Origin of the sequence: Burkholderia sp. M6-3 (assembly GCF_050858985.1) — a bacterium.
Taxonomy (GTDB): domain Bacteria; phylum Pseudomonadota; class Gammaproteobacteria; order Burkholderiales; family Burkholderiaceae; genus Paraburkholderia; species Paraburkholderia caledonica.
On record NZ_CP110090.1, the window covers coordinates 1302316 to 1317880 of the forward strand.

Annotated in this window: 12 protein-coding genes and 5 tRNA genes; 13 read left to right on the forward strand and 4 right to left on the reverse strand. The window is 61.0% G+C overall.

Translation table 11 applies throughout. From position 1 onward, the window contains the following. Positions 1 to 3: 3 nt before the first annotated feature. Together OH764_RS05620 and OH764_RS05625 are read right to left on the reverse strand one after the other, a co-directional pair. Positions 4 to 1743 carry a fumarate reductase/succinate dehydrogenase flavoprotein subunit gene (locus tag OH764_RS05620; RefSeq protein ID WP_498848323.1) on the reverse strand — a complete coding sequence of 580 codons (1740 nt, stop codon included), beginning with the start codon at positions 1741 to 1743 and terminating at the stop codon, positions 4 to 6. Continuing rightward, positions 1740 to 2561 (reverse strand): GntR family transcriptional regulator, encoded by an 822-nt coding sequence (locus OH764_RS05625; protein WP_498848324.1) that lies wholly within the window; start codon positions 2559 to 2561, stop codon positions 1740 to 1742. Before OH764_RS05625 ends, OH764_RS05620 begins: the two co-directional genes overlap by 4 nt. Positions 2562 to 2886: 325 nt before the next feature. On the opposite strand from OH764_RS05625, the gene OH764_RS05630 reads away from it, so the two are divergent. The 6 genes from OH764_RS05630 (at position 2887) to OH764_RS05655 (ending at position 10165) form a co-directional block, all read left to right on the forward strand. Next, positions 2887 to 3231, forward strand: a complete 345-nt coding sequence (locus OH764_RS05630) for a hypothetical protein (protein WP_498848325.1) — start codon at positions 2887 to 2889, stop codon at positions 3229 to 3231. 295 nt (positions 3232 to 3526) lie between these two features. Next, positions 3527 to 5482 carry an extracellular solute-binding protein gene (locus OH764_RS05635; protein WP_498848326.1) on the forward strand — a complete coding sequence of 652 codons (1956 nt, stop codon included), beginning with the start codon at positions 3527 to 3529 and terminating at the stop codon, positions 5480 to 5482. A 75-nt stretch (positions 5483 to 5557) separates the two neighbouring features. Continuing rightward, on the forward strand, positions 5558 to 6595 hold the full coding sequence (locus OH764_RS05640; protein ID WP_020065585.1) for a microcin C ABC transporter permease YejB: 1038 nt from the start codon (positions 5558 to 5560) through the stop codon (positions 6593 to 6595). Then, positions 6595 to 7701, forward strand: a complete 1107-nt coding sequence (locus tag OH764_RS05645; RefSeq protein ID WP_498848327.1) for an ABC transporter permease — start codon at positions 6595 to 6597, stop codon at positions 7699 to 7701. Before OH764_RS05640 ends, OH764_RS05645 begins: the two co-directional genes overlap by 1 nt. A gap of 56 nt (positions 7702 to 7757) precedes the next feature. Continuing rightward, positions 7758 to 9362, forward strand: coding sequence for an ABC transporter ATP-binding protein (locus OH764_RS05650; protein ID WP_498848763.1), 1605 nt, complete (start codon positions 7758 to 7760; stop codon positions 9360 to 9362). Positions 9363 to 9499: 137 nt separating this feature from the next. After that, positions 9500 to 10165 (forward strand): C40 family peptidase, encoded by a 666-nt coding sequence (locus OH764_RS05655; RefSeq protein WP_498848328.1) that lies wholly within the window; start codon positions 9500 to 9502, stop codon positions 10163 to 10165. 107 nt (positions 10166 to 10272) lie between these two features. On the opposite strand, the gene OH764_RS05660 is transcribed toward OH764_RS05655, so the two are convergent. Continuing rightward, entirely contained in the window at positions 10273 to 11232 is a 960-nt protein-coding gene (locus OH764_RS05660) for a patatin-like phospholipase family protein (RefSeq protein WP_498848329.1), read from the reverse strand. Between the two features lie 391 nt (positions 11233 to 11623). On the opposite strand from OH764_RS05660, the gene gltX reads away from it, so the two are divergent. The 7 genes from gltX (at position 11624) to OH764_RS05695 (ending at position 14592) form a co-directional block, all read left to right on the forward strand. After that, positions 11624 to 13033 carry a glutamate--tRNA ligase gene (gltX, locus tag OH764_RS05665; protein WP_498848330.1) on the forward strand — a complete coding sequence of 470 codons (1410 nt, stop codon included), beginning with the start codon at positions 11624 to 11626 and terminating at the stop codon, positions 13031 to 13033. A gap of 150 nt (positions 13034 to 13183) precedes the next feature. Then, positions 13184 to 13259: transfer RNA gene (locus OH764_RS05670), tRNA-Ala, on the forward strand. A 178-nt stretch (positions 13260 to 13437) separates the two neighbouring features. After that, positions 13438 to 13513, forward strand: a tRNA-Glu gene (locus tag OH764_RS05675). Positions 13514 to 13616: 103 nt separating this feature from the next. Then, positions 13617 to 13693: transfer RNA gene (locus tag OH764_RS05680), tRNA-Asp, on the forward strand. 61 nt (positions 13694 to 13754) lie between these two features. Then, positions 13755 to 13830: transfer RNA gene (locus OH764_RS05685), tRNA-Glu, on the forward strand. Positions 13831 to 13909: 79 nt separating this feature from the next. Then, positions 13910 to 13986, forward strand: a tRNA-Asp gene (locus tag OH764_RS05690). Between the two features lie 141 nt (positions 13987 to 14127). Then, positions 14128 to 14592: a GNAT family N-acetyltransferase gene (locus OH764_RS05695; protein ID WP_498848331.1), complete on the forward strand. Its 465-nt coding sequence runs from the start codon at positions 14128 to 14130 to the stop codon at positions 14590 to 14592. 16 nt (positions 14593 to 14608) lie between these two features. On the opposite strand, the gene OH764_RS05700 is transcribed toward OH764_RS05695, so the two are convergent. Continuing rightward, positions 14609 to 15520 carry an AraC family transcriptional regulator gene (locus OH764_RS05700; protein WP_498848332.1) on the reverse strand — a complete coding sequence of 304 codons (912 nt, stop codon included), beginning with the start codon at positions 15518 to 15520 and terminating at the stop codon, positions 14609 to 14611. Between the last annotated feature and the right edge of the window lie 45 nt (positions 15521 to 15565).

The window sequence follows — 15565 nt, forward strand, 5'->3', positions numbered from 1 at the left end:
CCGTCAGGCGGTTGCGGGGTCGAGCGCGGACTCGCCGATACGCAGGCTGCGATAGGCGTTGCGTTCGTTTTCGTCGAGCGCGACGATATACGGCTCGACCGCACGCTTTTCGCTCGTCATGCGGCCATTGGCGTCCTTGCGCAGATGCGTATGGCAGAACCATTGCTCATCGTCGCGCTGCGGGTAATCCACGCGATGGTGGTAAAGACCCCAGCGGCTCTCTGTTCGAAAAAGCGACGCACGTGCGGCCATTTCCGCGCAATCGCGTATGGCGCGAACTTCTGCCGCACGCATCAGTTCGTGCGGATGCGTGGCCGATATCGATTCGATATCCTCAGTTATTTCTGCAAAGCGTTGCAGGCCGATTTCCATCTTGCGCGTAACCTTCGGCGGTTGCAGGTAATCGTTGACCATGCGGCGCAACTTGTATTCGACCTGCGCGGGCGCAAGACCGTTCTCGCGCTCGAGCGGTGCATAAATGCGCGCGCGTTCGGCATCGATCTGCTCTTGGTCGGCAGTGCCGTGTTCGCGGCCCAATACGTATTCTGCCGCATTGTGACCCGCAAACCATCCGTAGGTAAACGCACCAAGCATGTAGTTGTGCGGCACTGCGGCCATGTCGCCTGCTGCATAGAGGCCGGGAACGGTCGTCTCCGCGCGCGCGTTGACGTACACGCCCGACGCGCTGTGTCCGCTGCAAAAGCCGATTTCCGAAATGTGCATCTCGATCATCTGTGCGCGGTAATCGGTGCCTCGTCCTTCATGAAAGCGGCCGCGGCTCGGACGCTCGTTCGTGTGCAGAATCTGTTCGATCGTCTGGATCGTTTCTTCCGCGAGATGGTCGAGTTTCAGAAACACAGGCCCGTTGCCGCTTTGCAGTTCCTGATAGAACTCCCACATCATCTGGCCGCTCCAGTAATCGCATTCTATAAAGCGTTCGCCTTTGCCATTCGCGGTGAACCCGCCGAGCGGGCCGGTCACATATGCGCAAGCGGGGCCGTTATAGTCCTTGATAAGCGGGTTGATCTGGAAGCACTCGAGGTTCGCGAGCGCGGCGCCTGCGTGATAGGCCATGGCGTAGCCGTCGCCGGCATTCGTAGGGTTTTCGTATGTGCCCATCAGATAGCCCGATGCGGGCAGCCCGAGCCTTCCCGCGGCACCACAACTAAGAATGACGGCTTTGGCACGTACCACGTAAAAGTCGGCGGTGCGGCAATCGAACCCGAGCACGCCGCAAACGCGCCCTTGCGAGTCGGTCAATAGCCGCGTGGCGACAATGCGGTTGGTGATCGCCACGCGTGCGCGTTTAAGCTGCCTGTACAGCACTTTCTTGATGTCGTGACCCTCGGGCATCGGCAGCACGTACGAACCCATGTGATGCACTTTCTTCACCGCATAGTCGCCATTGCCGTCCTTTTCGAACTTGACGCCCCAGCGGTCCAGTTCCTCGATCGTCGTGAAACTATGGCGCGCATATGCGTACACGGCTTCCTGGTCCACGATGCCATCGTTTGCGATCGTGATCTCGCGTGTGTACTGTTCAGGCGTCGCATGGCCCGGAATCACGGCGTTGTTCAGACCGTCCATGCCCATCGAGATTGCGCCGCTGCGCTTCACGTTGGCCTTCTCGAGCAGCAGGACCTTTAGCGACGGATCGCGCTCCTTCGCCTTGATCGCGGCCATCGGGCCCGCCGTTCCACCGCCGACCACCACGACGTCATAGTCGAGTACATGTGTGTTCATCGCGCCTCCATTGCGTTTTTGCTGGTCTTTTTCAGGTCTTTTTTGAGGTCGTTTGCGCGGTCGATACGCAGCCGGTACTGGAAGGCGTCGCCGCGAAAGTACAGGTATTCGAAATCGACCGGCCGACCCGACGCGTCATGCGTTAGACGCTCGATACGCAACACGGGGCTGCCTTCTTCGACGCGCAATGCATCGACGATGTCGTCGTGGGCGAGTATTGCGTCGATGGACACATCGGCATGACCTAGCGGCACACCGCAGTCGTTTTCGAGGATCAGAAATATGTCGCGTGTCGTAAGGTCCGCGTTCGCGAGGCGCTTGCCTAGCGTCTGCGGAACCCAGGTCAGTTCGAGCGATACAGGCTCGCGATTGAGCAGCCGGACACGATGGATCTCGGTGACAGGCGCGCCCTCCGCAATGTTCAGGCGCGCGGCAATGTGGCGTCCGGCTTCGACGGTTCTGCAACTGCGCAGCTGGTTGACGATTTCATGGCCCATCGACGACATGGCTTCCGCAAAGCCCTGCAGCGAAGCGACGTTCTGGTACGCCTTGGGCTTCGAGACGAACGTGCCCTTGCCATGCACCTTGAACAGCAAGCCTTCCTTGTGCAGATCGCCGAGTGCCTGGCGCACGGTGATGCGGCTCACGTCGAACAGGCGGCACAGCTCGTGTTCCGACGGCATCTGCGAATGCGGCGCATAGCTGCCGTCGAGAATGCGCTCGCGCAGCGCGTCCTTGATCTGCGCGTAGAGCGGACGAGGCGCGGCCGATAAGGTTGGCGAATCGGCGGGCACCGGCACGAAGGTCGTTTGCGACATTGCTTAACTTGTTATGACAAGACGATGTGCAGTCTAGTAAGACGGCGTCTCGCTTCAAACCAAGTTTTTCTGCTATGTATTTCCAGCCACGCGGCCAGGTCATCGCGTTGGTGGGGTAAAGGAGGCGGCAAGCTGCGACGGTCAGAGTGCGCGCTGTGCGTCCGACATTTCGACCTTTGTCGGCTCCGAAGCGTCTCGAATGTAACTACACGTAACGTCGTGCTGTGGCTGCGATCTTATGCATCAGTTATTACAAAGTTGAAATACGCCACTGGCGAGCTTGCGTTATATTTCCGCCAACAACACATTCTTCCAAGGGTAATCCATGAAGTCCGCTCGTTTTGTTCCACTTGTGATCGGGGTTATCGCGTTGGGCGCGTCGAGTGCCGCCATGGCCGGCGGGGTCAACATCGGGGTCAATATCGGCATTCCCGCGCCGGTTTATGTGGCGCCGGCGCCTGTCTATGCGCCGCCGCCGCCTCCGCCGCCCGTTGTCTATCAGCCCGCGCCTGTCTATTACGGCGCTCCGGCTGTCGTGATCGGCTGGCACGGCGACCGCTACTGGGACGGCCGTCGCTACTGGGCGCGCGACGACTGGTATCGTCATCATCCCCCCGGCCGTTACGACTACGGTCGCGATCACTACGATCATCATCGCGGCTGGCATTGAACGCCGCACGAACAGTAGTGACGACAGAAACCGCCCCGATGGGCGGTTTTTTCATGCTCTCGCGCATCGCTTGACGGGATCTGCGGGGTTGCCGTATGCGCACAACACTGCGCGTCAGACGACGTCGTGGGAAAGCGCCATGTTCGCGTGGGAAGAGACCGTCGCGAAGTAAATCGCGGCATATTTGCGAATCGCGCGTCCGCCGCTCCAGGTGACAGTCGCGGCGGCGGTTAACGCGCGTTTATTGGGTAGAATTCCGTGACAACGCAATTGCCCACTGATCACCAAGGCGCTTATGACAACTGGCTCGCGACGGGTTTCATCGCCTCGTGCATCTGAATGCACGTTTTTCAGGCCCTCGTGTGTCGGTCCCGCGCTCGCGTCCCGTTCTTTGCGCAGGGCCCGTGTCGCGATTCTGTGTGGCGCGCTGGCCGCTGCCGGCTGGTTCGCAGCGCCAGAGGCGCACGCGGTGTATGCGATCGCTCAGTACGGCGAGCCGAAATATCCAGCCGACTTCAAGCATTTCGACTACGTCAATCCGGATGCGCCGAAGGGCGGCACACTCGTGCTGGCCAATCCGAGCCGCCTCACCAGCTTCGACAAATTCAATCCGTTCACTTTGCGCGGCAACACCGCGCCCGGCGTCGACCTGCTGTTCGAGAGCCTGACAACCGGCAGCAGCGACGAAGTGGCTTCCGCGTATGGATTGCTCGCCGACGATATCAAGGTCGCGCCGGACGGCTTGTCGACCACGTTCCATATCAATCCGCGCGCGCGGTTTGCGAACGGCGACCCGGTCACCGCGGACGACGTCAAGTATTCGCTCGACACACTGAAAAGCCCGCAGGCCGCGCCGCAATTCATGTCGATCTTCGGCCAGATCGTCCGCGCGGTGGTGGTCGATCCGCACACCGTGCGGTTCGAGTTTCAGCACCGTAATCGCGAGTTGCCGTTGCTCGCCGGCGGTATGCCGGTGTTCTCGCGCAAGTGGGGAATGAAGCCGGACGGCAGCCATATTCCGTTCGATCAGTTGGCGTTCGAAAAGCCGGTCACGAGCGGCCCGTATCTAATTGAGCGCTACGACAACGGACGCACGATTACATACCGGCGCAACCCGGAGTATTGGGGCGCGGCACTACCGGTGCGTGCGGGCACATACAACTTCGATCGCATCGTCTACAAGCTGTATTCCGATAACGTCGCGCGGCTGGAGGCGTTCAAGGCCGGCGAATACGATGCCCTCGTCGAGTACGTCGCGCGAAACTGGGTGCGGCGTGACGTCGGCAAGAAGTTCGACAGCGGCGAGCTGATCAAGAAAGTGTTCGCGCAGCACAACGGTACGGGCATGCAGGGCTTCATGTTGAACACACGGCGAGCGTTGTTCAAGGACGTCCGCGTGCGCAAGGCGCTCGATCTCGCACTCGACTTCCAATGGCTGAACCGGCAGTTGTTCTTCAATCAGTACACACGTATCGACAGTTTCTTTGCCAACACCGATCTGCAGGCCAAGGGCCTGCCCTCGCCAGGTGAACTGGCGCTGCTCGAACCGTGGCGCGCGAAGCTCGATCCGGCGGTTTTCGGGCCGCCGCCGAAGCAGCCCGACACCGACCCGCCTGGCTCTCTACGTGCGAATCTGCTGCAAGCCCGCGCATTGTTGCAGCAGGCGGGATGGACGTACCGCGACGGTGCGCTGCGCAACGCAAAGGGCGAGCCGTTCGAGCTTGAGATACTCGACGACTCGGGATCGGCCGCGCAAATGGAGCCGATCGTCGCGACGTTCATTCGAAACCTGAAAAAGCTCGGCATTACCGCAACGTTTCGCGTCGCCGATTATGCCGTGTACCAGAAGCGGCTCGATGCATACGACTTCGACACGACAACGATCCGCATGCCCGACGTACAGGTGCCCGGCTCCGAGCAGATCGAGCGTTTCGGCAGCAAGGCGGCGGACACGAACGGCTCTGACAACATGATCGGACTGAAGTCGCCCGCGGTCGACGCAATCCTGCGCGCGCTCGTGCAGGCGCAGACGCGCGAGCAACTGCTCGACGCGACGCATGCGCTCGATCGCGTTCTGATGCATGGCTACTACGTCGTGCCGCACTGGTACAGCGCGACGCATCGCGTGGCGTTCAAGCGCGGGCTTGCGTGGCCGTCGACGCTGCCCCTGTACTATGGAGCCGAAGGCTGGATTACGTCGACGTGGTGGTTCGCGCAACCGCAAGCGGCAACGCCGGCGCCACCGCAGTAACGCAGTCGGTCAACCTGGTCATCCGGTTCCGGCTATCGCTATTCACACATCGCCCTCGCAACGGAAACACCCGCCATGTGGAGCTACATCCTTAAACGCCTGCTGCTGATGATCCCGACACTGCTCGGCGTGCTGACGCTCACGTTCGTCGTGATCCAGTTCGTGCCCGGCGGCCCCGTCGAACAGATGCAGCACGAACTGCGCAAGGGCGCGGAGGGCGCTGTGCCGTTCGGTCTGCGCGCGCATAACGGCGTGGACGCGCAGCAGGTCGCGCAACTGAAAGCCTTATACGGTTTCGACAAACCACCGCTCGAGCGTTACGTGTTGATGCTCAAGCGTTTCTCGACGTTCGACCTTGGGCAGAGCTATTTCCGCCATCAGAGCGTGTGGTCGCTGATCGTATCGAAGCTGCCGGTGTCCATCAGCATCGGCTTATGGACGTTCTTTCTCACGTACCTGATTTCGGTGCCGCTCGGCATCGCGAAAGCAGTGCGCAACGGCTCGCGCTTCGACATTGCGACGAGCCTCGTGGTGCTGATCGGTTACGCGATCCCGGGTTTTGTGCTCGGCGTGTTGCTGCTCGTGCTGTTCGGCGGCGGCACATTCCTGCAGCTTTTTCCGTTGCGCAATCTCACGTCGGATAACTGGGCGCAACTGAGCGTCGTGGGCAAGATCCTCGACTATTTATGGCATATCGCGTTGCCGATCACGGCATCGGTAGTCGGCAGCTTCGCGGTAATCACGATGCTCACGAAAAATGCGTTTCTGGACGAGATTCGCAAGCAGTACGTGCTGACCGCCCGGGCCAAAGGCCTCTCCGAAAAACGCGTGCTGTGGAAGCATGTGTTTCGCAACGCAATGCTGCCGCTGATCGTCGGCTTTCCGGCTGCATTTATCGGCGCTTTTTTCACCGGCAGTCTGCTGATCGAAACGCTTTTTTCGCTCGACGGTCTCGGCTTGCTGTCGTATGAATCGGTCGTGCGGCGCGATTATCCGGTCGTACTCGGCACGCTGTACCTGTTCACGTTGATCGGTCTCGCGACGAAGCTGGTGTCCGATCTTTGCTATGTGTGGGTCGATCCCCGCATCCAATTCGAACAACTGGAGCGCTGATGAATCGAGCCCGCCTTTCAGCTGATGCAGCGGCGCGCGTCGAACCCGCGCGTGCATTCGTCTCGCCTTCGCCCGCGCGCCGTGTATGGCGGCGGTTCCGCCAGCAACGTCTGGGTTACTGGAGCCTCGTCATCTTCGTGGTGGCCTTTGCCGCGAGCCTTGCGGGCCCGCTCTGGTCGAACGACAAGCCGCTCGTGGTGCGCTACGACGGCCACCTGTATTTCCCGCTCTTCAGGACCTATGCGGAGAGCACGTTCGGCGGCGATTTTCCAACGCCTGCCGACTACCTCGATCCGTACATCAAGCAGCGTTTCGACGCGCCGGGCAATTTCGCCGTGTATCCGCCGAATCATTACTACTACGACACGCTGAACTATTTCTCGAAGGCGCCGAACCCGGCGCCGCCTTCGCGTGAAAACTGGCTCGGCACCGACGATCGCGGCCGCGATGTTTTCGCGCGACTGCTGTACGGCTTTCGCGTTTCCGTGGAGTTCGGTCTCGTGCTCACTTTCATTGGAACGATACTTGGCATTTCTGCAGGCGCCGTCCAAGGATATTTCGGAGGACGTACCGATATCGTCGGGCAACGTCTGATCGAAATCTGGAGCGCGTTGCCGGAGCTCTATCTGCTGATCATTTTTTCGTCGATCTTCGAACCGGGTTTCATTCTGCTGATCGTGCTGCTTTCCCTGTTCGGCTGGATCGGCTTATCCGACTATGTGCGGGCGGAATTTCTTCGTAACCGGCAGCAGGATTACGTGCGCGCGGCGAGGGCGATGGGCCTGTCGAACTGGCAGATCATGTGGCGGCATCTCTTGCCCAACAGCCTTACGCCGGTGATCACGTTCCTTCCGTTTCGCATGAGCGGCGCGATTCTCGCGCTAACCAGTCTCGACTTTCTCGGCCTCGGGGTGCCTTCGCCGACGCCGAGTCTCGGCGAACTGCTCGCGCAGGGCAAGGCGAATCTCGACGCGTGGTGGATCTCGTTGTCTACGTTCGGCGTGCTGGTCGCGATGCTGTTGCTGCTTACGTTCATGGGCGACGCGCTGCGTAATGCGCTCGATACCCGCATCTCCGATGCAATGCGCGCTGGAGGCAATCAGTGACCGCTCAAACGCAAGCGCCAGGACAGCGCAAGGGGCGAGGGCACGTCGGCGCCGACGTGACGAATGCCGTGCCGTTGCTTGAACTCAATCATCTGCATGTGAGCTTCGGCGATACGGTGGCGGTGAACGACGTCACGCTGGCGATCCAGCGCGGCGAACGCGTTGCGCTCGTCGGCGAATCGGGTTCGGGAAAAAGCGTCACGGCGCTGTCGATCCTGCGTCTGCTGAGCGACGCGCAGGTAAGCGGCTCGATCCGGTTCGACGGCGAGGATCTGCTTGCGAAAAGCGAGCGTGAGATGCGCGGCATGCGCGGCTCGGACATCGCGATGATCTTTCAGGAGCCGATGACCGCGCTCAATCCGCTGTACACAGTCGGCGCGCAGATCGCGGAGACGATCGTCGTGCATGACGGCGTATCGCCGGCGGAAGCCCGCAAGCGGGCGGTTGCGCTGCTGGGCCGCACGGGCATTCCCGAGCCGGGCAAACGCGTGAACAGCTACCCGCACCAACTTTCGGGCGGACAGCGCCAGCGGGCGATGATCGCAATGGCGCTGGCGTGCCGTCCGCGCCTGCTGCTCGCGGACGAACCGACTACCGCGCTCGACGTGACGATTCGCGCGCAGATCGTCGAACTGCTCCTTGAACTGCAACGCGACGAAGCGCAAAAGCGCGGCATGGCGGTGCTGCTGATTACGCACGACCTGAATCTCGTTCGCCACTTCGCTCAGCGCATCGCGGTGATGGAGAAGGGCGTCCTCGTCGAAAGCGGGCCAGTCGAGCAGGTCTTCGAGTCGCCGCAACATCCTTACACGCAACGGCTGCTGGAAAGCCGGCCGCAGCGCACGGTCGTGCCAGTGCTGCCTATCGCGCCGGTGCTGCTGCAGGCCCGCGACGTTTCCGTCGATTTCAAAACCAAGGTGCCGGGATTTGCGGGCTGGTTTCGGGCCGGGCGGTTTCGCGCGGTCGCGGACGCGAGCGTCTCGGTGCGTCAGGGCGAAACGCTCGGCATCGTTGGGGAATCGGGTTCGGGCAAGTCGACGCTCGCCATGGCCTTACTCGGGTTGCAGCAGACGGCGCACGGCGAGATCGAGTTTCAGGGCAGGGCGCTCTCCACCTACCGCGGCGCGGAGCAGACCGCGTTGCGCTCGAACATGCAGGTAGTGTTTCAGGACCCTTTCAGCTCGCTTTCGCCTCGTCAGACGATCGAGCGGATCGTCGGCGAAGGACTCGCGTTGCACCGGCCGCAAATGACGCCGCAGGCGCGGCGCGACAGAGTGGTCGCCGTGCTGCGCGAGGTCGGAATCGACCGGACCGCGCTGCTGCGCTATCCGCATGAGTTTTCCGGCGGGCAGCGCCAGCGCATCGCCATTGCGCGGGCGCTCGTGGTCGAGCCGCAGATTCTGATCCTCGATGAACCGACCAGCGCACTCGACGTTTCGATCCAGCAGCAAGTGCTCAAACTGCTCGCCGGGCTGCAACAGAAATACAACTTGGGCTTTGTTTTCATCAGCCACGATCTGGCGGTGATCGGGGCGATGGCGCACCGCGTGGCGGTGATGCAAAACGGTTCTATCGTGGAAAGTGGAGAGGTTGAGAGAATCTTTGCGACGCCTGAGCACCCCTACACTCGAAAGCTCCTGAAAGCAGCATTGGACCGCTGATTTTTCACCCTTTCACCAATTGGGTGCGGGTCTCGATTGTATTTTTCTATTTGTTTTGACACGTGAATACTTACTGGCTAGTATCGACCAAACTTTTTTCCGTATCCCACTGATTCTTTAGCAAAAAATACCGACCAATGCAGCACAGAAATTTGACCCAGGCTTGCACGCGCGCCGTCGCCGGGATGTTCATTGGCGTCTTGATCGCAGCAGCTCCCGGCGCTTTCGCCGACGAAGTCAGCAGTTTCAATCAGAATGCCTCATTTTCGCCGAGCAACCCGGCGAATTCCTCGTCCTCCTCCACTTCGCAAACGCTCAGCAGCAACACTGACGGCGGCGCCCGTTCGTTCCTTTCCGGCATGGCCGGCAAGGCAGGCGACGTGGTTGTCGGCGCGCTGAACATGATCGGCGTTCGCTACCGTTGGGGCGGCAATACCCCTGACTCCGGGCTGGATTGCAGCGGTTTCGTGCGTTACGTCTTCCAGGACACGCTGGGCATGGCGCTGCCGCGCCGCGCCGAGGAAATGAGTCGTGTGGGCGAAAAGGTCCGCGTGAGCGACCTGAAGCCGGGCGATCTGGTGTTTTTCAACACCATGCGCCGCACGTTCTCCCATGTCGGCATCTATATCGGCGACAACAAGTTCGTGCATTCGCCCTCCACGGGCAGCACCATCCGCGTGGACGACATGGATAGCGGCTACTGGGAAAAACGTTTCACCGGGGCACGCCGGATCGAGACGTCGTACCAGGAGGGCGAAGATCTGCGCAAACGTGTGAATGCTACGCTTGGCGGCAACAACTGATTTAGCTGCGCCGGCGCTTCAGGCAACAACAAAAAGCCTGCTTCGTTTGAAGCAGGCTTTTGCGTTTTGGCGGGTCTGATTCCTGAGCGTGCTGCGCGTGAGTAACCCTAGGCCTGCGCGCGGCTCGCGGCCAGCTTGCGTTGCAACTCCGGCATGATCTTCGAGACGGCTTCCTCACCCGCCAGAATTGCAGCATTGCGCTGCGAGAAGTCGCTGCCGCTCATGGCCGCCAGATTCGGCCGGATGACGATGTCGGCGTACTTATCGAGCTCGTAGGCCTTGATGGTCTGACCCATGATCGTGAAGGTTTGCATGAGCACGTCGAACGAGCTGGCCGTCAGGCCGCTTTCGGGACGCTGCGAGATATCCACGGCGATCACGAAGTCCGCGCCCATCTTGCGTGCGAACGACGCCGGCACCGGGCTCACCAACCCGCCGTCCACATACTCATGCCCGCCGATTTTGACCGGCTCGAAGATGGACGGCACGCTGCACGACGCCCGCACTGCGACGCCGGTATTGCCGCGCTGAAAGAGGATCGGCTGGCCGGTTTTCAGGTCGGTCGCGACTACGCCGAGCGGTTTCGCCATCTTCTCGATCGGGCGATTGTTGAGCGTTGTGTTCAGATAATTCTGCAGCGCGATGCCTTGCAGAAAACCGCGCGTGCGAAACGGCATGGCCCAGTCGCTAATGGACGCTTCGTCCATGTTCAGCGCCAGTTTGTTGAGCGCGAACCCGTTCATGCCTGACGCGTAGAGCGCGCCGACCACCGACCCGGCGCTCGTGCCGGCCACAAGATCGACCTGGATATTGCGCGCTTCCAGCGCCTTGATCACGCCGATATGCGCGAAGCCGCGCGCAGCACCGCCGCCCAGCGCAAGGGCGACCCGAATGGGCCGTTGCGGCTTGTCGAGCGGTGGCGTGTTCGTGGTAGGCGTGGCTGTGGCCGGGCTCGACGACGACACGCCGTCGATTTTGCTGCCCGCGGTGGTGCAGGCGGCGAGTACCGCGGAGGCGGCCGCAAACGAAAAATTGCGGCGGCCGTAACGAGGCGACGAAGGTTTCAACGAGTTCTCCAGCAACGGCGCGTGGGGCGCGTCGGGTGCGTACGGCGCGAGCGGCCACTTTTCGCCGCGCTCAGGCAAGGGTCAGGGCAAATGCAAATAGCGGTTCAATGCGCGGATGGCGGCGTCTCCGCTTTCGCGCGCGCACATCATAAATCAAAGCGGCGCGCACGCGGCGACCGGTAATGAAACGTTGCGCAGCCACTGCCCGTGGCCGTCAATAGCCCGTTCGGACGAGGTCGGGCCGCGCGCTCACGAAAGGTATAATTCGACATTCGCTTCAATTCCTTCGTGTCCATGCACGGCAGCTGTCGTGCCGTATGGGCGCGGTTCGCTGCCGCGCTTTACGGGCGATGCTTGTCCTGCGTCGGCGCCAGTCTTCGAGTAACCGCTAATGACCACCTCCGTTCGTACCCGTTTCGCACCGAGTCCCACCGGCTTCATTCACCTCGGCAACATTCGCTCCGCGCTCTACCCGTGGGCGTTCGCGCGCAAGATGAAAGGGACCTTCGTGCTGCGGATCGAGGACACCGACGTGGAGCGTTCCACGACCGAATCCGTGGACGCGATTCTCGAAGGCATGGAATGGCTCGGCCTCGATTTCGACGAAGGCCCGTTCTACCAGATGCAGCGCATGGACCGTTATCGCGAAGTGCTGAAGCAGATGCAGGACGCGGGGCTCGTCTACCCGTGCTACATGTCGACAGAAGAACTCGACGCGTTGCGTGAGCGTCAGCGCGAAGCCGGCGAAAAGCCGCGCTACGACGGCACATGGCGCCCGGAGCCGGGCAAGGTGTTGCCTGAGCCGCCGGCCGGCGTGCAGCCGGTGCTGCGCTTCCGCAATCCGCTCACTGGCGTGGTGGCCTGGGACGATGCGGTGAAAGGGCGCATCGAAATATCGAACGAGGAACTGGACGACCTCGTCATCGCACGGCCCGACGGCACGCCGACCTATAACTTCTGTGTGGTGGTCGACGATCTGGACATGCGCATCACTCACGTGATTCGAGGCGACGACCACGTGAACAACACGCCGCGCCAGATCAACATTCTGCGGGCGCTCGGCGGCGAAACGCCGGTGTACGCGCACTTGCCGACCGTGCTTAACGAGCAGGGCGAGAAGATGAGCAAGCGCCATGGCGCGATGAGCGTGATGGGTTACCGCGACGCCGGCTATCTGCCGGAGGCGGTGGTCAATTATCTGGCGCGCCTGGGTTGGTCGCATGGCGACGCGGAAATTTTCTCGCGCGAACAGTTCGTCGAATGGTTCGATCTCGAGCATCTGGGCAAGTCGCCGGCGCAATACGACCACGACAAGTTGAACTGGCTGAACGCGCATTACATCAAGGAAGCGGATAACGGCCGCCTCGCCGGACTCGCACGGCCGTTCCTTGCGGAACTTGGCATCGACGAGGCCACCATCGCTCAAGGCGCCGATCTGACGGCAGTCGTGGGCTTGCTGAAGGACCGCGCGTCGACAGTCAAGGAGATCGCAGAGAATGCGGCGATGTTCTACCGCACGCCGGCTCCCGACGCCGAGGCATTGGCGCAGCATGTGACGGACGCAGTGCGCCCGGCGCTCAGCGATCTTGCCGCTGCGCTGAAGACGGTGGAGTGGACGAAGGAGGCGATCGCCGCTGCGCTCAAAACGACGCTGGGCAGGCACAAGTTGAAGATGCCCCAGCTGGCAATGCCGGTCCGACTGCTCGTGGCCGGCACGACGCATACACCGTCGATTGACATGGTGCTGATGCTGTTCGGTCGCGACGTGGTCGTCAGTCGTATCGAAAAGGCGTTGGCATGAGGCAAGGAAGGGCCAACAAGTGGTCCTGAGTGCATTCCTGGACGCATTGAGATTGTTTGCGTGCGACTTCGGAAAAAAGTCGCATGCAATTGCTCAAAGGGTATTTACAAAGCGCAGATTGGCCTCTAGAATCTCGTTTCTGTTCTGCAAGGGGGTATAGCTCAGCTGGGAGAGCGCTTGCATGGCATGCAAGAGGTCAGCGGTTCGATCCCGCTTACCTCCACCATCAGAGCAGAGTGAAGTCGTTCCGAAGCATGGAACCTGTAGCAAAAAAGACTTCACAAGCAGCAGTATCGTAGTTAAAATAGCGGTCTTCGCAGTTGACGGAACAAATATCTAGCAGTTAGCGTTGCGCTAGTTAGTCCGAATCAGCGGCGAGTAAAAGACATGTCTGAAAAGATTATGTCCCCTTCGTCTAGAGGCCTAGGACATCACCCTTTCACGGTGAGTACAGGGGTTCGAATCCCCTAGGGGACGCCAAACATCAGCGTCGCTTTAGTGTTCGGGTTAATCCCCGATTTGCAGTAAAGCAGCGCAGCTTGCAGAGAAATAACCGACGCTCGCAAGCCAGGGTGTGAAGACTGGAGTGGTAGTTCAGTCGGTTAGAATACCGGCCTGTCACGCCGGGGGTCGCGGGTTCGAGTCCCGTCCACTCCGCCAGACAAAGCCCGTTCATAAACACTTGAACGGGCTTTTTCATTAAAGGTGTAAGCAGTACGTTGTCCCCTTCGTCTAGAGGCCTAGGACATCACCCTTTCACGGTGAGTACAGGGGTTCGAATCCCCTAGGGGACGCCAGAAAATCGGCGTCGTTCGGTTGGAAGTTGAACGGTGCCGCCGGTAAGCGAGCGCAGCTTGTTTGCCTGGTGTCAAATCTGGAGCGGTAGTTCAGTTGGTTAGAATACCGGCCTGTCACGCCGGGGGTCGCGGGTTCGAGTCCCGTCCGCTCCGCCAGATCTAAAAAGCCCACTTCGTAAGAAGTGGGCTTTTTTGTTTCCGCTGACGGCCCCGCCTGGATATGCTCGGGACAAACAGCCATTGCCAGCGCGCGCGGCCTGTTTTACCGTTGATCCGACTTCTCTTCGCCGTGCCGCCATGTTCGATCCAACCGAAGCTCCGTCATCGTTCCATCTGCGCAAAGCCAGCATGGATGATTTCGAGTTCGCCGAGGCGCTGACTCATGGCAACATGGGCGGCTATTATCAGCGCCATCATCTCGTCTGGCGCGGCGATCTGTTTCTAGGCAGTTGGCGCGAGTCGGAGAATTTCATCCTCGAAATGGATGGCAAGCCGATTGGTGTGCTGCGCATCACGCAAGAAGGCGATTCGCTTCATATTCGCGACGTGCAAATTGCCGAGGGATACAGGCGGCTCGGCGCGGGCACCTATCTGCTAGATATGTCGCACCAATGGGCGCGCGAGCGCGGACTGCGCGAACTGCAATTGCGTGTGTTCGTCGACAATCCCGCGGCGCGGCTCTATCAGCGTAAAGGCTACAAGTTGGCGGGCCCGCGGCTTGCCCAGCTCGGCGCGATCCGTCATCTCGCTCGGCGAGTCTGAGCCGCCAGTCGGCGGTTTAACGATCTGCGCCGCTCGCTGCGTCCGCGCGGTTCGGTGCGACCGGCCCGTCCACGTCGTTGCTTTGTGGATCGTCGCTGTCTCCTCCGTTTTCCAGTCGATGCTCCGAGCCTCGCTCGATAAAGGCGCGTGGGCTTTCGCCGAACGCACGCCGGAACATCGCGGAAAAGGCGCTCTGGCTTTGATAGCCCAACTCCTGCGCGACATGCGACAGTGGCCGTCCCTGACTCAGCAGGGGGATCGCCCGCGCAAGAATCGCCTGCTGCCGCCACTGAGAGAAACTCACGCCAAGCTCCTGCCGAAACAGACGCGCGATCGTGCGTGTACTCGCTCCTACGCTCGCCGCCCACTGTTCGAGTGATTCCCCTGGCGTCGGATCCGCGATTACCGCCTCGCATAGCGCGCGCAGCCGCTTTTCGTTCGGCATCGGCACCGATAGCGGCAGTGGCTCCGAACGTGTTAGCTCATCTATCGCAAGCGCGCCGAGCAACTGCTCGCGCGCGGGCGAAATGCCGGGCGTGTCCAGCGCGGCGATCACTTCTCGCAACAGGTTCGAGACTTCGACCACGCGTGGGGCGTCGAGCCCGGCAGGCACCGTGCTTTCGGTGATGTACAGCGTGCGTAGGAACGCGTCTTCGACGGCCACCACTTCATGGGTGACATGCGGCGGGACCCAGATCGCGCGAGAGGGCGGTACCATCCACGTCGTGCCTGTTGTCGCCACCCGCAGCACGCCGCGCGACGCATATGCGACCTGCGCCCACGCATGCGTATGACGCGCGAAGTGAGAACCCATCGGCATGGGTCGCGAGCGCACGCGAATGGGATGCGTGTCGTTCGGTTGAAACTCTGGCGGAGTGTCGGTCAAGCTGACGAAGCTGGACCGGTCTGAGCCGGCGTACGGAGTCATGGCAAAGGTCGATCCACGGAACACAACGCTGCGGGTACAAGGCCC

Bases quoted from the DNA above. Each gene is read 5' to 3' on its own strand.
- OH764_RS05620 (WP_498848323.1), bottom strand. From the start codon at position 1,743: ATGAACACACATGTACTCGACTATGACGTCGTGGTGGTCGGCGGTGGA.
- OH764_RS05625 (WP_498848324.1), bottom strand. From the start codon at position 2,561: ATGTCGCAAACGACCTTCGTGCCGGTGCCCGCCGATTCGCCAACCTTA.
- OH764_RS05630 (WP_498848325.1), top strand. From the start codon at position 2,887: ATGAAGTCCGCTCGTTTTGTTCCACTTGTGATCGGGGTTATCGCGTTG.
- OH764_RS05635 (WP_498848326.1), top strand. From the start codon at position 3,527: ATGACAACTGGCTCGCGACGGGTTTCATCGCCTCGTGCATCTGAATGC.
- OH764_RS05640 (WP_020065585.1), top strand. From the start codon at position 5,558: ATGTGGAGCTACATCCTTAAACGCCTGCTGCTGATGATCCCGACACTG.
- OH764_RS05645 (WP_498848327.1), top strand. From the start codon at position 6,595: ATGAATCGAGCCCGCCTTTCAGCTGATGCAGCGGCGCGCGTCGAACCC.
- OH764_RS05655 (WP_498848328.1), top strand. From the start codon at position 9,500: ATGCAGCACAGAAATTTGACCCAGGCTTGCACGCGCGCCGTCGCCGGG.
- gltX (WP_498848330.1), top strand. From the start codon at position 11,624: ATGACCACCTCCGTTCGTACCCGTTTCGCACCGAGTCCCACCGGCTTC.
- OH764_RS05695 (WP_498848331.1), top strand. From the start codon at position 14,128: ATGTTCGATCCAACCGAAGCTCCGTCATCGTTCCATCTGCGCAAAGCC.
- OH764_RS05700 (WP_498848332.1), bottom strand. From the start codon at position 15,520: ATGACTCCGTACGCCGGCTCAGACCGGTCCAGCTTCGTCAGCTTGACC.